This window comes from Veillonella parvula, assembly GCF_001553335.1.
In the GTDB taxonomy this organism is placed as follows: domain Bacteria; phylum Bacillota; class Negativicutes; order Veillonellales; family Veillonellaceae; genus Veillonella; species Veillonella parvula_S.
Genome location: NZ_KQ960798.1, coordinates 69,928 through 92,622, shown reverse-complemented (window position 1 = coordinate 92,622; position 22,695 = coordinate 69,928). Strand labels below are relative to the sequence as shown.

General features: G+C 41.2%; 22 protein-coding genes. 3 read left to right on the top strand and 19 right to left on the bottom strand.

What is annotated here, in order from left to right; genetic code table 11:
• Window positions 1-394: 394 nt before the first annotated feature.
• The 11 genes from HMPREF1865_RS06535 to sfsA form a co-directional block, all read right to left on the bottom strand.
• On the bottom strand, window positions 395-1,003 hold the full coding sequence (locus HMPREF1865_RS06535; RefSeq protein ID WP_004694448.1) for a hypothetical protein: 609 nt from the start codon (window positions 1,001-1,003) through the stop codon (window positions 395-397).
• A gap of 319 nt (window positions 1,004-1,322) precedes the next feature.
• The gene (locus HMPREF1865_RS06530; RefSeq protein ID WP_060919599.1) at window positions 1,323-2,189 is read right to left on the bottom strand and encodes a sigma-70 family RNA polymerase sigma factor; all 867 of its coding nucleotides are present in this window, start codon (window positions 2,187-2,189) and stop codon (window positions 1,323-1,325) included.
• Between the two features lie 293 nt (window positions 2,190-2,482).
• Entirely contained in the window at window positions 2,483-3,547 is a 1,065-nt protein-coding gene (locus HMPREF1865_RS06525) for an AAA family ATPase (RefSeq protein ID WP_060919598.1), read from the bottom strand.
• Window positions 3,548-3,975: 428 nt separating this feature from the next.
• Window positions 3,976-5,124 (bottom strand): glycoside hydrolase family 3 N-terminal domain-containing protein, encoded by a 1,149-nt coding sequence (locus HMPREF1865_RS06520; RefSeq protein WP_060919597.1) that lies wholly within the window; start codon window positions 5,122-5,124, stop codon window positions 3,976-3,978.
• 487 nt (window positions 5,125-5,611) lie between these two features.
• On the bottom strand, window positions 5,612-7,042 hold the full coding sequence (locus HMPREF1865_RS06515; protein WP_060919596.1) for a [FeFe] hydrogenase, group A: 1,431 nt from the start codon (window positions 7,040-7,042) through the stop codon (window positions 5,612-5,614).
• Between the two features lie 437 nt (window positions 7,043-7,479).
• Entirely contained in the window at window positions 7,480-7,854 is a 375-nt protein-coding gene (locus tag HMPREF1865_RS06510; RefSeq protein ID WP_004694437.1) for a surface-adhesin E family protein, read from the bottom strand.
• Window positions 7,855-7,948: 94 nt separating this feature from the next.
• A complete protein-coding gene (locus HMPREF1865_RS06505) occupies window positions 7,949-8,992 on the bottom strand; it encodes a Fic family protein (RefSeq protein ID WP_060919595.1) in 1,044 nt (347 codons plus the stop codon).
• Window positions 8,993-9,394: 402 nt separating this feature from the next.
• Entirely contained in the window at window positions 9,395-9,766 is a 372-nt protein-coding gene (locus HMPREF1865_RS06500) for a hypothetical protein (RefSeq protein WP_004694430.1), read from the bottom strand.
• A gap of 80 nt (window positions 9,767-9,846) precedes the next feature.
• Window positions 9,847-12,315 (bottom strand): DNA gyrase subunit A, encoded by a 2,469-nt coding sequence (gene gyrA / locus HMPREF1865_RS06495; RefSeq protein WP_060919594.1) that lies wholly within the window; start codon window positions 12,313-12,315, stop codon window positions 9,847-9,849.
• Window positions 12,316-12,485: 170 nt separating this feature from the next.
• The gene (locus tag HMPREF1865_RS06490) at window positions 12,486-13,292 is read right to left on the bottom strand and encodes a hypothetical protein (protein ID WP_060919593.1); all 807 of its coding nucleotides are present in this window, start codon (window positions 13,290-13,292) and stop codon (window positions 12,486-12,488) included.
• Between the two features lie 222 nt (window positions 13,293-13,514).
• A complete protein-coding gene (sfsA, locus tag HMPREF1865_RS06485; protein ID WP_060919592.1) occupies window positions 13,515-14,777 on the bottom strand; it encodes a DNA/RNA nuclease SfsA in 1,263 nt (420 codons plus the stop codon).
• 394 nt (window positions 14,778-15,171) lie between these two features.
• Here sfsA and HMPREF1865_RS06480 point away from each other — a divergent pair, with 394 nt between their 5' ends.
• The 3 genes from HMPREF1865_RS06480 to HMPREF1865_RS06470 all read left to right on the top strand — a co-directional run bounded on the left by HMPREF1865_RS06480 (window position 15,172) and on the right by HMPREF1865_RS06470 (window position 17,322).
• The gene (locus HMPREF1865_RS06480) at window positions 15,172-16,128 is read left to right on the top strand and encodes a DUF1858 domain-containing protein (protein WP_060919591.1); all 957 of its coding nucleotides are present in this window, start codon (window positions 15,172-15,174) and stop codon (window positions 16,126-16,128) included.
• Between the two features lies 1 nt (window position 16,129).
• Entirely contained in the window at window positions 16,130-16,795 is a 666-nt protein-coding gene (locus tag HMPREF1865_RS06475; RefSeq protein WP_060919590.1) for a hypothetical protein, read from the top strand.
• A gap of 239 nt (window positions 16,796-17,034) precedes the next feature.
• Window positions 17,035-17,322: a cupin domain-containing protein gene (locus tag HMPREF1865_RS06470; RefSeq protein WP_004694414.1), complete on the top strand. Its 288-nt coding sequence runs from the start codon at window positions 17,035-17,037 to the stop codon at window positions 17,320-17,322.
• A 162-nt stretch (window positions 17,323-17,484) separates the two neighbouring features.
• Here HMPREF1865_RS06470 and HMPREF1865_RS09655 read toward each other — a convergent pair whose 3' ends face one another.
• The 8 genes from HMPREF1865_RS09655 to HMPREF1865_RS06435 form a co-directional block, all read right to left on the bottom strand.
• Window positions 17,485-17,730, bottom strand: a complete 246-nt coding sequence (locus tag HMPREF1865_RS09655; RefSeq protein ID WP_230949612.1) for a nitroreductase family protein — start codon at window positions 17,728-17,730, stop codon at window positions 17,485-17,487.
• Window positions 17,731-17,745: 15 nt separating this feature from the next.
• On the bottom strand, window positions 17,746-18,006 hold the full coding sequence (locus tag HMPREF1865_RS09650; RefSeq protein ID WP_230949611.1) for a nitroreductase family protein: 261 nt from the start codon (window positions 18,004-18,006) through the stop codon (window positions 17,746-17,748).
• Window positions 18,007-18,094: 88 nt separating this feature from the next.
• Entirely contained in the window at window positions 18,095-18,553 is a 459-nt protein-coding gene (locus tag HMPREF1865_RS06460; RefSeq protein ID WP_004698051.1) for an OmpH family outer membrane protein, read from the bottom strand.
• 280 nt (window positions 18,554-18,833) lie between these two features.
• A complete protein-coding gene (locus HMPREF1865_RS06455; RefSeq protein ID WP_004698027.1) occupies window positions 18,834-19,211 on the bottom strand; it encodes a GerW family sporulation protein in 378 nt (125 codons plus the stop codon).
• Between the two features lie 77 nt (window positions 19,212-19,288).
• Complete coding sequence (locus HMPREF1865_RS06450) at window positions 19,289-20,431, bottom strand: hypothetical protein (RefSeq protein ID WP_060919589.1); 1,143 nt, start codon at window positions 20,429-20,431, stop codon at window positions 19,289-19,291.
• Between the two features lie 29 nt (window positions 20,432-20,460).
• On the bottom strand, window positions 20,461-21,039 hold the full coding sequence (locus HMPREF1865_RS06445; RefSeq protein WP_004694402.1) for a cob(I)yrinic acid a,c-diamide adenosyltransferase: 579 nt from the start codon (window positions 21,037-21,039) through the stop codon (window positions 20,461-20,463).
• A gap of 129 nt (window positions 21,040-21,168) precedes the next feature.
• Entirely contained in the window at window positions 21,169-22,125 is a 957-nt protein-coding gene (locus HMPREF1865_RS06440) for a M23 family metallopeptidase (RefSeq protein WP_004694399.1), read from the bottom strand.
• A gap of 9 nt (window positions 22,126-22,134) precedes the next feature.
• Window positions 22,135-22,656, bottom strand: a complete 522-nt coding sequence (locus HMPREF1865_RS06435) for a DUF4446 family protein (RefSeq protein ID WP_060919588.1) — start codon at window positions 22,654-22,656, stop codon at window positions 22,135-22,137.
• Window positions 22,657-22,695: the final 39 nt, after the last annotated feature.

Here is a 22,695-nt window from a genome sequence, read left to right as displayed (position 1 = left end):
CCGTCCCCTAATGGGGATCATTTAATTTAACCCTGTCTTTGAAACAACAGGTATTTACTGGTTCTAAAATGCCAAAAACGGCGGAGATTGTAAATCTACCCCAAAAGGCACTTTAGCGAGCTAAAATAATGCCGTTTAACCGCGCCACTATCACAACGGCGCAGATTTAGTTTTCCAAAGATTAAATCTAGGTCTATTATAGCACATCACTAGCATTAGTGAAAAACATATGAAAATAGAGCCACCTTATATAAGGTAGCTCTATTGAGATGCCATATGTAACTTATTTTCAATAGTTCATCTGCTCCAGCAGTTTCTTCTTTTTCTTATACGCCTATCCTCCTTTCCCAGATTTCTCTCCACCCTCCTGCTTCTACTTTCACCATCCAACGAATTATCTCGTTAGGTCTCTCCAGGCGATAAATAGTTCGGCCACGACTTGAGGGTTTTGGCTGAGTTTGATGCGGGCTAGCATTTTGCGCACGTAGTTGCAGTGTTCTAACATCGCTTCATTCAGTTTGTGTTTAACATGACGCGGGGATTGGTACACCAAGATCGGTGCAAAGTCCGCCACATGAATATAGCTCGTATCGGGTTCCGGACCTTCCGTAACGATATATTCATAAGGTATAGCCACGTTAAAGAGGCCGTACACCACGTCCTTGCCGATAGGGCGGCGACATTTAATATGAGCAAAGGTTAGATGCGGACCATAGGTCTTAGGTGCGGTATAGCTGCTGCGTCGACCATCGCTGGTCATGATGTAATTGGGTCTCAGCCCTTCCTGCATCGCCAGCTCTCGCGTAATCGTGCGCATCGGCAAATGAACCATTTCTTCGCGTCCATCCACAAAATAACACTTCGTACTGTCTCCACCACTAGGTTGATAGGTAGGAATAAAACAAACAATATGATTCTTTGGATTCGTATAGATCAAATCCAAATCTTCTCCCTTAGATAGCCGAGCGGCCATCAAATCTGTTAGTTTATCATCTATTGCCATGGAATCCTCTCCAATCTAATCAGGAACATTCCTTTCAACAATACAATGAACACGTGTTCTGTGAAAGCAGATTAGCATGCTTTAATCTGCTGCTAACTTAATTGTATATCAGCCTGTATAATTTGTAAATATATATACAAAACTATAGAAATTTACGTATATTTAAAGACTTTATGATCTTGTAAAAGTTATATATACCTTGATGTGTCATTATTTTCTCATTTAAATTGAGAATTGCATATTTTATGTATATTTGTTAATCGAGATTAAAAGAAATATGCAATATATAGGATATAAATAAGAAATTAAATTATAATAACTAATGCACACACAAGTGTTCAAAGTCCGTACTCAAATACCTGCGCAGCTTCCGAATGGCTCGTTCGTGGCGCCGTTGGATGGCTTGGCGACTACAGTTCAGTTCTTCACTAACCGATACCAAGCTTTGGCACTCACCGTAGACACGGCGCAATAGGTCTCGTTGATCAGAAGATAGTCTGCCCAAGGCCCACACGAGGCGTGCTCGCAGTCTATGCTCTTCATCGGCACTCATCACCATATCCGCTACATTCTCGCCAGATGCGAAGATATCCATACCAAAAGCGACTTCTCCATCATCGGTGGTGCGATCTGGGATGTGTATTTCACGGCGATAACGCAATCTCTCACGCTTCCAGTACCGCATGTAACCATACATAATGCCAGCTTTCACAAAGCCTGGGAACGGTACGGTCCCATTCAAATCAAAGCTATAAATCGATTCTATGAGGATGGCCCAAAGATAGCTCTCTACGTCCTCGCGGAACTCACGGTTTCCCATGCGATTCGTATAGTGCAAGATGAGCGGTCGATACCTGCGACAAAGCTCGATTTGTGCCGCATCATGACGAAGCTCATCAGCGGACCACGGCTGATATCCTACCGTCTGAATCCGCATATTCGGCTTTTGACAGATGGACACGAGGCTCTTGTCCGACAAGGACGATAAAACTTGATGACCACAGACGAGGGTCTGTAATTTCAATTCCTCTGGAATACTTTCCCTAGACTCATTAGCTTTCGATAGTAAAGAATGAGATGGTAATGCCTGTGTTTCTAACATTTCTGACTGATAATTGTCATGTTGTAAGTTTGCAGTTTTAATACATGTTTTTTGTACTAAAGGTTCTTCGTTTGTGTATAACATAAATCCCCTTTCCTGCCATGGCATAGCGCTTATGTACACAATACCGCGGAAAGAGTGTTTTGACAAATTGGCAATTCCTTGGAATTTCCCTATATTCTGTTATATTTGAGTCTTAGTTTCCATCCACAGTACACCATACGTATGCGATTCAAAGGGTAATTGCTGAAAATATTTTATTACTAAAAATGACACCACATACGCAATGTGGTGTCATTTTTTAGAGGAAATATATACTATCATTGGGTAATAGTATTCAATCTTTAAGTAATAGTATTCAATCTGAAATTGTCTGATTACATCGCAATACACGCGGCTTGAACAAAGTCCTTTAGCTGCGGTTTTACATGATTATAATATACATCAGCGCCATAACCGCGCACGATATCGCCCCAGTATTTATATACATAGCGGTACCAGAAATGGAACATACTATTCGTGAAATGGTAATCCGCGTACTTCGCGTTCCCACGGTTACTTGCCTGAATGCGGCCCACGAGCCCCATAGAGATGAGATCGTTCAAACGAGATGTGAACGTACCACTTTTAATTTGGCTTTCTTGTAAAAGCTCCACGTAGTACGGTCTTTCCAATCTAGCAAGGCCCGTTAAAATAGCATTGGCACCGGTTATATTTTTCATATCTCGATGCAAGATATACTGTGTTTCTTCAAAGAGAGCTCCCGTTACTGAGAAGAACAAATTAATAATATTCGTATCGATGCTTTCACCATTATCAAAGTATTGCACATAGGCAGGCAAACCACCTGTTACAGCAAAGACGGTGCGCAAATCGTCCTTTGCATAGTGAAGGCCCAAGGATTTCATATCCACTAAGGAAAATGGTTTCACCTCGAGATATTCAGACACGAAAGGCCTAATAAGGCTACGATCGCCAATGATGCGGCCATCGAGCTGTTCCATGCCATTCGCCATCAAAATGATGTTTAAACGGCTCGTATCTTTATAGGTATCTAATAAATCACGCAAGTGAATGGGAAACTGAGGAACTGCTTCCACCAAGAATGGATAATCATCAATCACCACAGTCTGAGGTATTTTCACACTACTTTCAAAAAGTCTTACAAAGGCCTCATGCAAGGTCTCTACAGGCTCAAACTTGTCTTGAGCATCAGCAGGAACAAAACGTGCCTCAAGAGCTCTATTTATATCAGCCACATGGACTGATTCATTGGCCATGCGCCCCGCCAAATATACCGCCTTATGACGGCGTACAAGTTGCGAAGCCACATAGGATTTACCACTGCGATGAGGAGCATATACAACACATAAACTCATTTGGCCCAATGCAATACGGGACTGGATACTCTCTATAATCTCAGCACGTCCCACAAAATTCATATACTCACCTCCAACTATTTACGAAAATTATTATATCATAATTTTAAATCATTATTAAAATTTTTTTCATATCATTAACATAGCTTTTTTTATGTTAATTTTTTTACCCATCAAATCAGAGCTTTCATGTGATACGTATTGCCTTACTATCATAAAAGGCCTTATGATTACTTTATTCTCATATACGTTTGATATCAACATATCATATAAAACATAGTTATATAAGTTATATATGATAAGCCATATATTTTAATCTATATATTTTAAAAATGACGTGCTACCTGAGAGGTATAGCACGTCATTTGCATATAAAGTATATTAAATTGTTACCGAATTTTCTTATACTAAGTTTCTTAATAGTAAATATCTAACTTGTAAATATCTAATTCGTAAATTCCTAATTACAAAATCTAATATTCCTAAATATCTTATGGATCCATTTGCGTTTGCATTTTCATCAATAAGATGCGCTTAACCGATTCGTTAAGCCGCTCGGTCGTAATCGTTCCATCCGCCACCGCTTGCGTCAGCGCACGATGGACTTCATCGATATGAATCGTATCCGCATCAACAAGAATGAGGTCACTGCCCGCCAAAATGGAAGCCACAGCGTAATCGCCTATCTTTTGATTGGATTGCAACGCACCCACATCGATACGATCTGTCATAACGATACCTTTATAGCCAAGCTCCTTGCGAAGCCAACCATCAATAATCGCCTTAGAAGAGCTCGCCAAATTCTCGTTATTGATAGCGGGAATTTGAATATGGCTCATCACGAGCATATAGCTATTCGCCCTCGTCTGTGCAATGAGACGTTTAAAAACGGCTACATCATTATTGCTGAGATACGCTTTCGCCTCATTAGCTGATCCAAAGGATGCATCCCCTAAGGTCACCGCCGGAAAGTAGTTATAAGCGAACCACATATGATTAATTTGGTAACGCTCCACCATGGCAAGGTTTATATGGCCTGCCCACGTGGGATCGGATGTATAGGACATATTAGGTACACCAAGATTAGCATTAGGCCCAATAACTAGGTTAAAACCCATATCCCGCATTTCAATAGCAGATCGCGTGGCCAAGTTGATAATACGATCCATAGGCAATTGCCCCCACCGATTGGGCTTCGGCAACCGCAAGAAACTTTCATTCCCATGCAAAATACGATCACGATGTACCCCGATATAGGGTGTCACCATGCTAGAGGTTATCGCCGTTTGCATAATATCGCTGGTGAAAGTTTTCACTTGGTTCTTATTAATAAGATTTTCATTCGTTAGCATAACGCCACTGACACGGTATTTTCGGATCACATCCTTTTGGGATTGTCCTATCGTACTGCCATGAAGGCTGATCATCATCAGCTGCCCCACCTTATCCTCTTGAGACATGGCCGCAATCCAAGTGTCCACCTTTTCAGACACGGGTTTGTTGGACTCCATGACGGCACGGTACGATACGGTTCGTACCGTTTCTTGTTCTGCCTGACTCTCATGTTGGCATCCAGTTGTACCAACGACAGCAACTAGTAAGGCAAGGCCACTCAGGACCCGCCGAAAAAACTGGTTCATCTCTCCTAAAAGCTCCTTAATGCTTACGCAATATTATGAATATTATGGGCTTTTTATGTTGCTCTCCCAATGCAACACCCATAATTCCCCCCTTTGATCCGTACAGTATATTTTTATATTATACACTAAATGATTCATCTTTTCCTCATAATAAAATAATTTTTTCGTACTGAATTATTATAATAAAGTTATACAGTAAAAATATGTGAATTTTGAATAATTATATAAAAAATCCTACGAATCGTTTAAAAAGTGACCGCACTGTAACAAAAGGCTACGTGAGTATCAAGTCACTCATGACCCGTAGGATTTTCTATTTTATGTTATTATACCCTAAACAGCTAACGCTACTATATGTTTATAAACATTGAGTTGCCGTAACAGCCTACTGTTTAAGTAATCGACTATTATTAACCTTTAAATTTTTCTTTGTTTACTGGTACATCATCAACACCAACTTGCACCATATTTAAACAATCGGCTATCATTAGCCTTTGAATTTAGGGGATGTTGGACATGTTTCAGGTGTTACGTCTTTACGAGTACCAAGAACCGCGCTGCGGTCTGTGTAGTGTGTGTGTAAAAGTTCGTGTGCCTTATGGCCCAATGGTTCGCCTAAGAAATCTTTGTACAAGGTTTGGATTTCTTCATTTTCATAGGACGCAACCCATTTGTAGTTTTCATCAGCTTCGTAAAGACCGCCGATACGAGCTTCTTTAGTTTTCACGGCTTGCGGCAATTTAGTGCGCGGTTGGCCACCGCCACCAATACAGCCACCTGGGCACGCCATAACTTCGATGAAGTCGTAGTGTTTACCGCTGTCTTTCAATGCATTCAAGAAGTCACGTGTGTTTTTACCACCATGAACAACGGCAACGGACAATGTTACGTCATCACCCAATTGAACAGTTGCCTCTTTTACGCCTTCCATACCGCGAACGTCTTCGAGATGAGTCAACGCGTATGGAGGTGGCTCTTTATCAGTGATGAGCTTGTAAGCCGTACGCATCGCCGCTTCCATAACACCACCTGTGTTACCGAAGATGATGGATGCACCAGTTTCCATACCGATTAAGTCATCAAATTGAGATTCTTCCACTGTGTTGAAGTCGATATGTTCCTCTTGAATCCAACGAATAAACTCACGAGTTGTGATAGAAATATCTGTGTCCATGCCAAGGGATTCGTCATTGTGGTAACGAGCCGCTGCATTTTCTTCTTCCCGTTTCGTTTCTGCTTTTTTAGCCGTACAAGGGTTTACAGATACGGATACGATCTTACGAGGATCGATGCCTTTTTTCTCTGCAAAGTACGTTTTAATCATGGCCGCTTCCATAGCGATACAAGAACGTGTGGAAGACAAGTTAGGAATCAATTCAGGGAAATAGATTTCCGCAAAGCGCACCCACGCTGGGCAACAGCTTGTAAACTGAGGAATTTGACCGCCATTTTTAAGGCGTTCTACAAGCTCGGATGCTTCCTCCATGATGGTTAAGTCCGCACCAAAGTTAGTATCTACTACATAGTTTGCACCAAGTTTACGCAAGGCACCAACCATTTTGCCTTCCAAGAATGTACCTGGTTCATAACCAAAGCCTTCACCGATGGATACACGAACTGCTGGCGCTGTTTGGATAACAACGATTTTCTCAGGATCAGCAAGGGCTGCTTTTACCTTTTCAAGCTCGGATTTAGCATGCATGGAGTCGAATGGGCATGCTGCCGCACATTGACCGCAATGGATACATACAGGCACATCGCCGTTTGCATCAAGGTCGTAGTAATCAAGTACGCTCATTACATCCGCACAAGCGCGACGGCATAACGTACAGTTTTTACACTTGGAAATGTCGTGATAAATGGATGGATTGTCGAGTGCAATCGGCACGCGTTTATCGATAAATTCGTATTGAGACATGAGGACCTCCTCTAACAAACTATAACTACCAAACCTATTGGGGCGAAATATGCTAAACTACGGAGCACTGCGCCCAAGCCATACTTCTGCATCTTACCTATAGTATACGATATGGTGAAAGTTTATACTATGTAGAATTGTTACACTTTTGCACAAAACCTCCGAAAAAGTGTACTATAAATCACATTTTAACATAGAAAGATGAATAATTCATCTATCTTAAGAGCGTTAACTAACGTGCCTTAATAAGTGACTTACTTATAGCGCTATAAAAACTAATGGCTTAATTGTTAATACTATAAAAGCTAAAACAAAATTATATTATACATAAAAAACGCACGTTCTTCTAAAGAACGTGCGCCAGTGAAGCTTTCACAAAATCATTCAATCTAGACAAGCCTGTACTAATCAATAATGTACTCGTCTATAGGATTCAATTATTTACCGCCCCAAATAAGTTGGAATACAGCGTACGCAGGCGTACCTGGCTCAACTTTACGGCTATTTTTATTAACTTGTTCCTCTTTCACAACATAACCTTGTGGGTTATAAAGAGTCACCTTAAGATCCTTAACTTCCCGTTTTTTATGATTGAACTCTTCAGTCACGATGTAGTGGTAACCTTCGTAGTCCATCGCTTTAATATCCATTACCGCTTTTTTATCATCTTTTTTAACAGAATCATTGTCGATAGACCAAGTAACACCATTACTATCAGTGCCTACTGTATACCAATTAGCCGCATCAACACTACCAATACCACCGATTAATAATGCACCTGCTGCCAAAACAGCTGCCAATGTTTTTTTCATATTAATACCTCTCAAAGAAAATACAAAAATATACAAACTAGTATATAAGGGAAAACTAAATGTTATATGAAAAATAAACTTATGGACTCGAATCTTAAAGCTTCACATAATAGGTCGAACGGCCGCCACCTTTACGCTGAATACGACCAGCCTTCACAAAAGAACGTATTGCGCCTTCAATAGCACTATCGCTGATATTTGGACACCATTCTCTAATATCTTGTTTTGTAAAAGTCCCTAAATGCCTATCGATGGCAGCTTGCACCTGATTCATCGCAGAACCGCTATTTACTAGCAAAGCACTACGATCCTCAAAATCATGATAAGCGGCCAATAACATCTGTAACCAATACCGAATGAAAGCCGTAGGGCAGGAGCTTTCACCATACCACGCATCACTAGACTCGCGTAAAGCCGCATAATACATGTCCTTATTTGCTGCGATTTTAGCCTCTAAGGACACATATTTACCAACCATAAAGCCACTACGATATAACAATAATGTCGTCAGCAATCGACTCATGCGACCATTTCCATCATTAAATGGGTGAATACATAAGAAGTCATTAATAAAAATGGGAATTGCTAGAAGTGGTTCCACCTCACCATTACCTACAGCTCGATTATATTCTACACAAATCTGATCTAAAGCCTCCGCCGTTTCATAAGCTGCTAGCGGAGTAAATAATACCTCTGTTCGACCATCTGGATACGTAGCACTAATATAATTCTGTACGCTCTTTAACTGCCCACCACGTGCATTAAACTGGTAATTATACAAAATCTTGTACAACTGTAAAATATGATTCCGAGACAACGATATGGAATCATAACTCTCATGGATAACATTCAATGCATCACGATATCCCATGATTTCCTGCTCATCCCGGTTACGAGGTGTCGTCTTGTCAGCCACTAATTGCCGGAGGCGTGTACTCGTCGTCACAATCCCTTCAATCGCATTTGAAGCCTCTGTACTCTGTACCTTTGCCAACTCCACAAGCGAGTCTAATATGGCAGGACTCTGTGAAAGCAAAACCTCCTCCTTGCCATTTACCCGATAAATCCCCGCAATAAGACTCAAAATATCCATATCCCACGACAAAGATTGAATCTGACCATACTCAAAACGACGCATACACACACCTCCATTCCGCTCTAATCCCTTATAAATAAAACTATTCCCTTAAATTATGCCATAAAACAAGGGAATAAATAACTCTCTACTTCTCTACCGTGTGTAATCCAACGGATTTGAAAGCTGATATTTGCCCTGTAAGAGTACTAATAATATAGAAAGCCCCGAACTATTCTGAAAACGACTTAGGTCGCTTTTCTCTAGAGGGTGGTATGCAGAGCCCTATGGGATAAAAGAATATTAGCAGTTAAGGGATGCCAATACTAACGCTAAGGTAATTTAGTAAAGAAAAGACCCAACACTGCTATGAAAACGACTTAGCTCGCTTTGGAGGCTTTCATAGCAGTGTTGGGTCTACTATCTAAACACACAGTCTAGAATTGGCATCCCTTCACAGAAGGATTATTTCCCCCATAGGGCCTGCATAACTTCCGCCCCCATGGTATCCGGTTCAATTTTCGTAGGTTTTTGTGCTTCTTTACTGGATAACAATGCTATACCAGCATTGCTATATACTGTTGTATCAAGTTCTGTCCATGTTTTTTCTTTGCGATCAATCCGAACGGTATAAATATATGTGAAGCCTTCTACATTGTTAATTTTAACAAGTACTGTGGCCGCATCATCTGTTTTATATACAGAAGAGTTGTCAATAAACCATGCCGCATCGTCAGCATCAGCATCGATATAGTACCAGTCAGCAGCACTAGCTTGACCAAAGCCACCTACAAAGAAAACTCCTGCTGCAAACATAGCAGCTAGCCATTTTTTCATTTTTAAACTCCCCCAACACTAGAGGCGACCATCTTAGATGGTCGCCCATAATTACTCAATAGTTAATATAGTGTTTTATATTATTCTACTTCTTCTTCGATTTCAGCACCTGGAATAACAGCAATACTAGCTACCTTATCACCTTCGTCGAGATTTTGTGTTTTCACACCAGAGATAGCTTTGCCCTTCTTCACAGCGATGTCATTCATATTGAAGCGGATGATTTTGCCTTGCTCAGAAATAAGCATAACCTCATCATCGTTATGAACAACCTCTACGGCTACTACATCGCCGGTTTTGTTCGTAATCTTGAAGTTCTTAGAGCCTTTGCCACCGCGTTTTTGCAATGTATAAGCTTCCGCATCATTGCGTTTACCAAAACCTTCTTCAGAGATAGTAAACACTTGTGCTTCACTTTCATCAGTATTAAGAACACCAGCGCCTACAACTACGTCGCCTGCATTTAATTTAATGCCGCGCACGCCGTGAGCCGCCCGTTTCATGAGGCGCACATCGTGCTCGCTGAAGCGAATAGCGATACCCAACTTAGTGCCAATCAAGATATCTTGGTTGCCAGTCGTTACGTTAACGGAAATCAAACGATCGCCTTCGTCGAGATTAATCGCATTGAGACCAGAACGACGGATATTACGGTATTCTTCAATAGCCGTACGTTTTACAACGCCGAACTCAGTGACCATGAATAAATTTACATCTTCATGGACCCGTTCAAGGTCTATCATAGTCGTAACGGATTCGCCTACTGCGAGTGGCAATACGTTAACCATAGCGGTACCGCGAGAGTTGCGAGAACCTGCTTCCGGCACTTCGTACGCCTTGAGGCGATATGCACGGCCTGCAGATGTGAAGAATAACAATGTATTATGGGTCCGCACATGCATAATTTGCGTTACATAATCATCTTCCTTCGTCTTCATGCCGATAACGCCAGCGCCGCCTTTATGTTGGTTGCGATATACGTTCGCATTCATCCGTTTGATATAACCTTGTTTAGTCAAAGTAATAACCATCTCTTCGTCAGCGATGAGGTCTTCTACGTCAAGATCGGACGTATCGATTGTGATTTCAGAACGACGAGGGTCGCCGTATTTTTTCTTCATATCATCGAGTTCGTCTTTGATGATTTGACGTTGACGCGCTTCGCTAGCTAAGATAGCTTTCAAATCTTCGATCAATGCCAACAATTCCTTGTATTCGTCTTCGATTTTTTCGCGTTCCAAGCCTGTTAAACGGCGTAAACGCATGTCGAGGATGGCTACCGCTTGTTTCTCTGAAAGTCCGAATTTTTGCATTAATGCATTGCGTGCAATTTCGTCAGTTTGGGAACTGCGGATTGTAGCGATTACTTCATCGATGTGGTCGAGGGCAATCAACAAGCCTTCCAAGATATGAGCACGTGCTTCGGCTTTGTTAAGCTCGAATTGAGTACGGCGTACGATAACATCTAGACGATGATCTAGGTAGTAACCCAATACTTCTTTCAAATTCAATACGCGAGGATGTCCATCTACGAGAGCTAGCATAATCACGCCGAATGTTTCTTGAAGTTGAGTGTGTTTATATAATTTGTTAAGTACGATATCTGGTTGCACGTCAGCCCGCAATTCGATAACGATGCGCATACCTTGGCGGTCAGATTCATCGCGAAGTGCTGTAATGCCATCGATGACCTTATCACGGCTCAAGTTCGCAATAGTTTCAATGACACGAGCCTTATTCACTTGGTACGGAATCTCAGTCACTACGATCTTATGCTTGCCCTTAGACATCTCTTCGATGGTTGCACGAGCACGCATTTTAACGCTACCACGACCTGTGGAATACGCTTTTTTGATGCCTTCTCGGCCCAGAATGAGTGCACCAGTCGGAAAGTCTGGACCCTTAATAGCGGTCATCAATTCATCTACCGTCACATCCGGATTGTCGATGAGCATCGCTAGGCCATTACATACCTCGTTGAGGTTATGTGGTGGAATATTTGTCGCCATCCCTACGGCGATACCACTGGAACCATTGATGAGAAGATTAGGAATCTTCGCTGGCAATACAGTTGGTTCTTGCAAGCTTTCATCATAGTTCGGCATGAAATCAACAGTTTCCTTGTCGATATCGGCAAGCATTTCCGTTGTAATCTTCGCCATACGTACTTCGGTATAACGCATCGCAGCGGCACTATCGCCGTCGATGGAACCAAAGTTACCGTGACCGTCTACCAAGAGGTAGCGCGTATTAAAATCCTGCGCCAAGCGAACCGTCGCATCATAAACGGAGCTATCACCATGTGGATGATACTTACCGAGTACGTCACCGACGATACGAGCGGATTTCTTGTACGGTTTATTTGGCGTCATGCCTGTTTCATGCATCGCATACAAAATACGACGATGTACTGGTTTCAAGCCATCGCGCACATCTGGAAGCGCACGCATAACGATTACGGACATTGCATAATCGATGTACGCATTCTTCATTTCTTTATCAATCTGAACGGGATGAATATTCCCGTGGGACCATTGTTGGTCTGCCACAATCTCACCTCATTTTACTAACACTGATACTAATTTATCATATAATTATAGCATTTTTGCGTATATAACGCTATATTTTGTAAAAGTTTCTTCCCATTACATGGCCCAATTGTACAACTGTTGCACAACTGTAATTAATTCTATAGAATATAGTAACCTCTATCTCTTATTTAATGAGCTGCATGTTGTATCATATGATCTAAAATGCTAACAAAATCTCGTTCTACAGCCGAAGTGTCGTTACCAGTACTGCCAATGCCTGTTAGCATAGTTTCTTTCCAATCATTTTTTGCCATAAATCGAAAGGCGATCAAATACTTAGCTTTTGTTTTGTCCGCTTCTCCTTTTGGTAGATAATAAAAGCCTACGCTTCTATCAGAACGAGGGTGCAATAACGCTGGGTTGTCTTGCGGTTTATACAGGCTATATATAGATTTCATAAAGGTTAGAATATCTTTACCCTTTACAGATTCGTCTACAAAGATAATCTCATCATATGTGAATAGAGATATCTTATTAGTACCTGCTACACGTGTCGCTTTAGACTTAGCTAACTCCAAGGCTTCCTCGTGCGTCGCCATCCGCATGCCATACTGCTTAGCACGTTCCACTAACGAACCATTCAAATGAACTAAATACGCTTGTGAATACGCAAAATCCGCATCATTTTTTCGCTCACCACCAGGGGCCGGCAATGTTGGCCGCTTGACTACAGAATTTGTAGTAAAGGAAATACCATTACTTTCATCATAAAACACATACACATTTCGCTGGAATGGCTTCTCCTTCTCCACCACAGATGACTGAAGAACAAGATTCGGATGCACAACCGAAAACTCCTTCTCCACGCTAGACTTGATATCCTCTGGTGTAGCAGGATCACCATTCTCCGTCGTCCAAATGAAAGAACAACCACTCAACACTACACTACAAACACCAACGATACCTAACAACACAAACTTAACAAACAACCTCATACACAAAACCTCCCTTCTCTCTATGTAGAAACTATAGAATGAATATGCTGGGATAACTATGGATAGGACTATATTATTATTGATGGGACACCTCTATAGCTAGTGTTTTAAAAAGTGCTATTACCTATTGATGAGCGACTTAGGTCACTATGGAGCGAAGAGATAGGTAATAGCACTTTTTAATTAATTACGTATATAGTTCTCGGGCCCCATCAATAATAATTACCTATTAACTAGTTCATCTAGCATATTCATCCTGTAATTTTCTATTACATTCATAAAGATTTGATTGTGTATCGGATTTTCGCTCATTCCGAATAGATGGCTGTTGCAGTCACAGTCGCTGCACCCAAAGTTCGGTACATTCCATTCCGCAATAGCTCGCACTGCATCAGCAAGAGCACATTCTACGTCAATTTTAGTTAAATCTACATCTGCACTTTCACGAGCAGCCGAATCATCATAAAATTTAGCTTTCTGCCGTTTCTGAGCAGAAGGTGTCATAGCCTGCGGCCGCCCACTAGTACGAATCGGCAAGCCCGCTATCATTTCACAGTGACCGCGGAAGTAATCTAGATGCCAATGCATTTTCTTCCGTTTTCGTTTATGACGTTCAATGCGTTTCGTCAAATTTGCCTTCGCGGAACCTACGTACATATAGTAACCAGGTTTGAAATGCATCATCCCTTTAGAACCGATTTCGAGATCTAAATCGTGATCGAGGTGCATGACCATCACATACACGCCACTATCATGAGCCTCTGTATCGAGGATACTACTAGGGTAGGAACATTCATGTGTCACCGTAGGCATGGTGAAAGTCTCATCCCACGCCACAGCAACGGCTTTCCAATCTAATGAAGGTGCCACCTCTTTAAAGGTTTTGGCAAATTCCAAATCCGTATGATAATCTGGCAAGAACCACTGCGCTTGATCCCATTGTACGAGGAATAGAACACCCGTGTGGTAGCCTTCATTTTGTAATTCTTTCAGATGCAATAAATGCTTGCGGCCTCGCTCTGTAATAGCATCAGGGAACATGGCTCCCGTCTTGGAGAACAAGGTACAAGACTTAACCTCTAGTAAAAACTCATCCCCCTTATCATTGGTGAGGAGCAAGTCAAAGCGAGATGATGTGCCGTGTAGTTTAACCGTATACTCCCGTCTCACTACGCGCCACTCCTCCCAACCAGGGATACATTTATTTTCGATTAAATGTTGTGCCACATCGTTGCTGTAGTTTGTATCGAGCATGATAACAACGCTATCACGTTCTATACCTACCACGCGATATTTCGTCTTCGCATCCGGCTTGTCGTGAGGCACGATGTACATCGTTACCCCCGTAAACAAGAGCTCCCACATGCGACCAGGATTTGGCAAATGAGCGAGTACGCTTTCACCATTCAAATCTAAAGTCACCACAAAACGGTTCGGGCGACCTATGTATGTTGCTTTTAAAATAGTATCGTAAAGGACTTTCATCGTTTCTCCTACATCAAGAACATTCTATATGTCTATTATACGATATGTAACCTTGGGTTTCATCTGTAAACAGTATCGTATATAATGATAGTTAGTAAACAATCAATAATTAATATTAAAAAAGTTCTATTTTTGTAGCTTGAGTTACATTATTGTTTGTTAAAATGGTTTATACTAAGAGCGTCGGGTCAGTATTCTAAATACCCATACTGATCATTACGCCGGGTTTTGATGAGGCATCGCCTAGTTGATCTCATCCCACTTGTCCGTATATATGTGCGAAGCTTTCACAAAACCCTAGGGCGTAAATAATTAATATATAAAGAGTTTTATAGATTAACTAAGTAGTTTTAGCCACTATTCTCCGCAGAGAGGGCTCGAGAAAGGATTTAATATGGCACAAATTGCAGCAAATTTACAACGCATAAAAAACGGTCAACGCCGTTATGCAATTACACCTCGCGTTCCTGCAGGTTTCATTCAACCAGATCAATTACAAAAATATATCGACGTAGCAAATGAGTTCGGCGCTGTTCTTAAATTAACTGGCAGCCAACGCATTATGATTACGAATTTGAAAGCAGAAGACGTAGATAAAGCATGGGAAATGCTTGGCATGGAGCCAGCATACACTGTGTCCAACCGCGTGCGCAGCGTAAAAATCTGCCCAGGTACTACCTTCTGTAAACGCGCTAAACAAGACAGCGTACACCTTGGCATGCAAATTGAACGCAAATATTTATCTCTTGAAATGCCAAGTAAAATGAAAATCGGCGTGTCCGGTTGTCCAAACTCTTGTACTGAAAGCCGCATGAAAGATGTGGGCGTTATCGGTACTGTAGACGGTTGGAATGTATACGCTGGCGGTAGCGGCGGTGCGCATCCTCGCATCGGCGACCTCATCGCAGAAGTTAAAACAGAAAAAGAAGCTCTTGCATTAGTTGATCGAATCATCGCATACTATAAAGAAAACGCACAAATCGAACGCATGGGCGAATTCATCGACCGCATTGGTTTAGAGGCTTTCAAAGCAGCTGTATTGGGCGACCTTGAAGGGGCTCCGGCTGAAAACAAGTCCGAAGAACCAGCTGTGTTCTTGCCTGGTCAAGGTAACGATCCTGAAGTAGAAGCACCACGCCTCGAAGCAGGTTCCCCTATCACTCCAGACACAATTATTCGCGACATCGTTGAAACCTACCCACATGTTGTACCTGTATTACAAGGTATTGGTATGGGTTGCCTAGGTTGCCCATCTGCAACAGCTGAGCCATTATGGCAAGCCGCAGAAATCCACGGTTTTAATGTATACGATTTAGTAGAGAAATTAGAAACAGCACGAAAAGGAGCTTAATATGTCCGCATTCTTAGGTCACATCCATTACTGGTTATATCGCAAAATTCAATTGCTCGTTGAGCGTGAAAATTTGATTTTAGAAAAAACTTCTAAAGTTGTTGATGATTTAGCGGAGGAACTACACTCCATCTCCGTAGATACATACGGCGAGCCAATTAATCCAAGTATTCCCTTGGAAAACATCATCGACCATGGCAATATTCACGGCTGGTTAGCTAACCAAATCAACATTGCTTCCGTTCGTGAAGCAGCTTTCATCAAAGATATGCTCGACACAAATTCCGGCGATGAAGCAGTACACGTGGTAACCGCTATTCTAGATGCCTTTGCAGTACAAGGCCAAGCATGTGGCGTTGTGGCTCAAGATAACCTTGAAGAACACACTGCACCAGCGATTTACAATGCGTTACAAAACTTCTACGTAAATGGCATGCCTTGCGATGGTGGTGACCAAGTGGTTTCTGAAAGCCCAGATGAATTTACCTGGGTTGGCGACCACAGATTACAAGCAGGCTACTGGCGTACAGCGGGCATTGACCCTAAGTTCATGGCATTAGCTTACCAAACATGGTTCGAGGCCTTTGTAAAAGCTATCGATCCAACATTTGAACTTGTAACGACAGAAGAAAACGGCACACGTTTATATACCATTCGTAAAAAATAATATAAACTATCTACTCTCAGATATATGTACTGAAAAAGGAGCGTAACTTACGCTCCTTTTTTCATACCTATTTTTATATAAATTATACAATAGCTTAACTATTTTCGAAACTGTAGCCATAAGCACAGCATTGATAAGCAATATCATTTATAATATAATTATAAGGTAATTACACAATGTAAAATTAAATGTTAGCGTAAGCTTTCAGAACATAAAAAGCTAGAATTAGGAGGTCTATTATGGCAGGCACAGTTAATCAAGAATTAGGTTTATTATTCCAAGGCCCTAACTATGTAATCGTAAAAAAAGGCGGCAAAGCTGGTGAAAAGGTGGAAAAACACAACCACCCTGAAGCTAATGTCATTTTTACAGTTGTAAAAGGTAAAGTTCAAGTGTTCCTTAACGAAACAGAAGAACATGTACTCGTACCAGGCCAAGTATTGGAATTCAATGGCGACAACTACATCCAAGCTACACTCGTAGAAGACAGCGAATTCGTTGTAAACCTCATTCATAAACCAGAATAAAATACCAAAGGACAGTTGATACAAGCAACTGTCCTTTTTATATGGAGTATGTATTAAAGAGAAATCATATAGTTATTAAGTTTTATATAACTGTTCAATAGTTCAGTTATATCCATAGTTATTAAATACTTATAGAGTAATACATAGTCTAAAAACATTCTTTTAAAAGGAATTATAGATTGTAAATTCACTCACATCAAAGCGTTTTGTATGGCCTGGTGCAGGAACACAGTCTGGATGAGGGTAACCAATTGGGAAGATAGCTACAGGGATGATATTATCAGGCAAGTTATATGCCTTGCGAACTTTAGCAGGATCAAAATGAGCAATCCACGTTGTGCCTAGACCGATATCGGCTACGGTAAACATAATGTGGGATCCCACAATGCTAGCATCTACAACCCCCATATCTGCATCATCGTATTATCGCTTCCAGCTCACCGTATTATCGTAACAAACGATAATTGCCAACGGTGCATTGAAGTGACCATTAGTGCAATCTTTTAGTTTCTTTAAGCTATCTTCTGTATTTAACACGAGCAGTCGTTGTGGCTGATAATTGTGCGCCGTAGGTGCTAATCGAGCGACTGCTAGTAACATATCTACCTTCTCCTGCTCCACTTGTCGAGTATCGAATTTTCGAACCGAATACCGCTCTGTGGCTAATACTTTAAAATCTTTCATTAAATCTCACTCCTTTATCGGATTTATTAAAATGTATTTTAATAAATAACCCCCTAGCTGATACCTCAGTTAGGGGGTTTCGTGCTTATTATTTTTTAAGACGGCTAATTACTTCGTTAGTAATGTTTTCGATTTTGCTGTTAGCGTCAGCAGCACGAATTGTGTATGGATCATCCAATACTACGTCCATTTGTTTTTCAACACGGATAGCTTCAACAGTGTTGTGAATTGCTTGCATCATAGGTTGAGCAATTTTATTGATTTCTTCGTTTTCTTTTTGAAGCAATGGAGCTACAGTTTTGTTGAATTCTGCTTCTGCTTGTGCAGAGTCTTTAATTTTTTCAATTTCTTGTACTTTTTTTTCAATTTGTGGACGGTATTGAGCGTCTACTTGTTGCATTTTCATATCTAATGCACCGTAGCCAGGGTAGCTATTTACTACTTGGCTCATATTTACTAAGCCAATGTTAGCAGCACTTGCTACTGCAGCAGTAGCAGACATAGCACCAACGATAGCTAAGGTAGTCAATTTTTTAGATAATTTCATCTGAAATCCTCCTCGATTAAAAGTGTCACTATACAATCCAATAGTGTACTATTTTTACTATAACAAATCTTGCTAACTTTCACAAGACTATGATAAATAGCATAATAAAGCCCTATGAACTACTTATGAAAGTTATTAGAACTTAAAATAATACCCACAAGCATACTCTGAGACCCTTAAAGCAATCGATACAGACATATTCAGAACACACATGTGGGCATTTCGACTTTCACCAATTATTTATAATTTGTCATCAAATTATGGTTTATTATTCACCGAATTATTGTTCATCATTTAAATAGATGTATTTATCGGATTTCAATTTGGACACGAGATCAGGCACCAAACCGATAAGGCGATCAAAGCTGCTGCTGTAAGGGTTGCCCTTAATGTTGAACAATTCGATGCGGTCACCTTTAATAACAAGGATTGCGCTTGGTTCCATTTTGGCACCACCGCCACCGCCGCCAGATTCTTGGCTTTTGTTGGCTGTGCAATGGTTTGTACCAGTACCGAAGCCAAAGGTTACATCAACGAATGGAACGAGCGTAGTATCGCCAATTTGCACAGCTTCACCAACTACAGTTTCCACTTTAATCATATTTTTAAACTTCTCGAATAGGACTTCCAAATTCTCTTTTACATTACTGTTCTCCATCACAGTACCTCCGCTTTTTGTGAAAGTATTATAGCTATAATAATATAGCTCATATACTCAATTGACTTTATATATCCTTACGCTGTTTGACCCTGTTCGGCTTTTAGCTTTTCTAGTTGCTTTGCTTCCTTCCGTTTAACCCAGAAGACACGAGCACTTTCACCCAATAGGGAACGCATAGGTTTAGATACCAAGAATCTAGTACCATACCACGCCAATACGGCAAGAATCATACGACCTTTAATATGGCCGCTGCCTTCAGCTACCCAGTTCACATAATCTATCTCAATAGACTCTGCTTGCTCAGGCCAAATGCTATACAACATAGATGCAATAAGCCCCATCCGATACGGATCGCCAATACCAAATCGGCCCTCTATAGCCATATCACGTGGTTTAGAGTGGTTATAGCATCGTTTCGACACAAGGAATATCTGACGCCACAACTCTGTATTTCTCAAGTGTTTCATGAACCAGAATGTAGGAATTTCAGACTTGAATGATGCTACCGGATCATTGGGATCAGGCTTTCCAAAACGTTGTTTCACAGTCGTTTTAATATCATTTACCTTTGTAAATACCTTTTCCTTGATAGATCCGTCACTATTGAAAGTAACATGACTTATTACTTCATCATCATCATCTTGAATATGAGCCGTTGGATCTTGTTGTATCGAATCATACCGCTCAGCACGAGCTTGTGCATCCATATCCTTAGAAACCGCATCAGGTCGCTCAATGCGCTCCTTTGCCCTAGGTGCGCTCCCCGCTCCTGGTGATTCATCATCATCAAAAATTGTATCGGAGCCTTGGGCGCTCTTCAAATCATCAAAGCTTGTGCCGCTAGAGCTTGCAGTTGGACCTTGTCCGCCTCCTTGCATAGCCTTTGCAAAAGCTTCTGCTTGTGATATGTCGCCGTCATCATCCATTACCTTTTGATATTCTTCATCTACACGATTTTCAAGCCATTGTTCATAGTCTTTCACAGGACCGATCTTAAGTACACCTAAAACGTATAATTCCTTAAAAAATGGTTTATTTTGAATGTACGCTAAGTGGAGTGAAAATACGCGCCACAGCCATTTGATACGCAGCTCGCCACGATATGGTGTCCGCCCATCAATTTCGATGCTATATGTGATTGGTGCCAGTAGGATAGTCAAGATGAGTGCTACAATGATGGCCACAATAACGAGGGCCACAATAGCCACTGTACTCAACCACATCACCTCCTTAGGTGTTCCTATGATTAGTTTTCAATGCCTTTTCGAGCCATTACGCCTTGTAGGTAGTAATGTTTAATCTCTTTCATCTCCGTTACAAGATCGGCCTCATCAATTAATTCTTGAGGAGCTCCACGGCCCGTAAATACGAGTTCTGTTTCTGGATGACGAGCATCGAGTAAAGCTTTAGTTTTATCCCATGTAATGAGTTCAAAGAAGAGAGCCATATTGTACTCATCAAGTACAACGAGGTCGTACTCACCACTACTGATCGCAGCGAGTGCACGTTCATAGCCTTTTTCAATGAGAGCTACATAATCCTTCGGAGGATTACCAGACTCAAAGACAACGACTTCATCGCCCCATTTAGCAAGTTCATCCTTACTCTTCATGCCTTCTTTGATGATAAAGAATGGTTTGCCCACAGTTTCTAACGTTAAATTTGTTAAGGTAGGTAAAATAGTATGCTCACTATATACTTTAGATTTCATAAATTGTAAGAAGAGGACTTTCTTGCCAGCGCCGATGGCACGAATAGCTAGGCCGATTGCGGCAGTTGTTTTGCCCTTGCCTTCGCCGGTATAAACTTGTACATAGGCCTTCATAGATATACCTCCGTTCATATACTTTTATTTTACAATATATATATACAAAAGGAAAGAAAAAGAACTTGCTATGAGCGCATATGCACGTATAACAAGTTCTTTTTAGGTCTTATATAAGCTTTTATATTTCTAATTGCTAATTGGTAAGAAGATCATAGGGTCTACAGGCGTATTGTTAAGGCGTACCTCATAGTGAACGTGGGCGCCCGTACTTTTACCAGTACTACCCATCAAAGCTATAGTTTGACCTTGTTTCACGCTCATCCCTACCGTTACCAATACGGCACTATTATGGCCATAACGGGTAACAAAGCCATTGCCATGATCGATTTCAACGAGGTTACCATAACCGCCACTTGTATACCCTGCAAAGGTTACCACCCCTGCCGCAGTAGCCACGATTTGAGAACCATAGTCGTCGGCAATATCGATACCTTCATGGAATGCACCAATAGCACCCGTAACAGGGTCAACACGGCTGCCAAATGGAGATGTAATAACGCCCTTACTTGGCCAAATACTAGGTGTCGTACTATTCACAGCACCACCAGAACCAGCGGAGAAATTGATGGATTGTAATGCCATCAAATCTTTTGCGCCACCATCGCGAAGGATATTGCGCATTGTATAGAAACTAACAAGCAATTTTTGTGCTTCCTTATCCATTTTGGATAGTCGAGCCGATAATTGTGCCGCTGTTAACGTCTGTGCTTCACTATTATCAGCGGCTTCCTGCTTTGGGTCGCTACCATCCCCGCCACCTTGAGCTGGTGTGCCAGATTCAGCGCCCTTCAGCATTTGCTTATTCTCTTCACTAATTTGATTTAAGTTTTGAATTTTCTTATCCAGAACCTCTGTTTTTTGTTGTAACAATTTCAACTGTTCCGATTGCAATTGCGTTTGTTGACGTAATTGCACAACCTCAGCCTGGCGCACGATGCCCCAAATACCGAGTACCAATGCCAAGACCAATACTACAGAACCAATAATGGCAACGAGTTTCGCTTGCTTGGTAGTTAATGTCAATATGCAGTTGTCACCATTTCTTTCAACTTTGTTTGAAATGAATGCCGGTATTTTCAACATAAAACTTCCTTATTTAGAAACGATAGCGCTCGTCAACGCTTCCTCATTGGTACGCTCACCCAACGCTTCGTTCAAACTTTCTAATTCTTCTTGTGAAAGACTTACTAAACTTTTACCTTTCACAATAGGTTTACTAAAAATACGAGATTCGCTACGTCCATAAATACTGGAGATACAGATGCCATTATTATTGCCATCTAGCAAGGTAAGCGCAAAGGACAGATCATTTCCGATATTTTCAAAGGCATTATATTTAATAAAGCCAATTTTTTGTATCGTATTACTCTGAATATTGCGAATTGCCACTTGCTCGGATAACAAGGACTCAAGGCCCTTCGCAGCATCGCGAATCTCACTAACCTCTACAGATAATTTACGCTCTAGGCTCGCACCATGCTCCCCTTGCATAAAGAAATCATATTTCTTTTTCAAGCTACCTAAACGGATGTGTAAGATTACACAATACACGAATAACACGATAATAAGAACGATGGTAACCATGCCTATCCACGGTTGAATCGATTCGAACATGTATTTTCCTTCCTATACAATCATCAAAACTCCAACAGT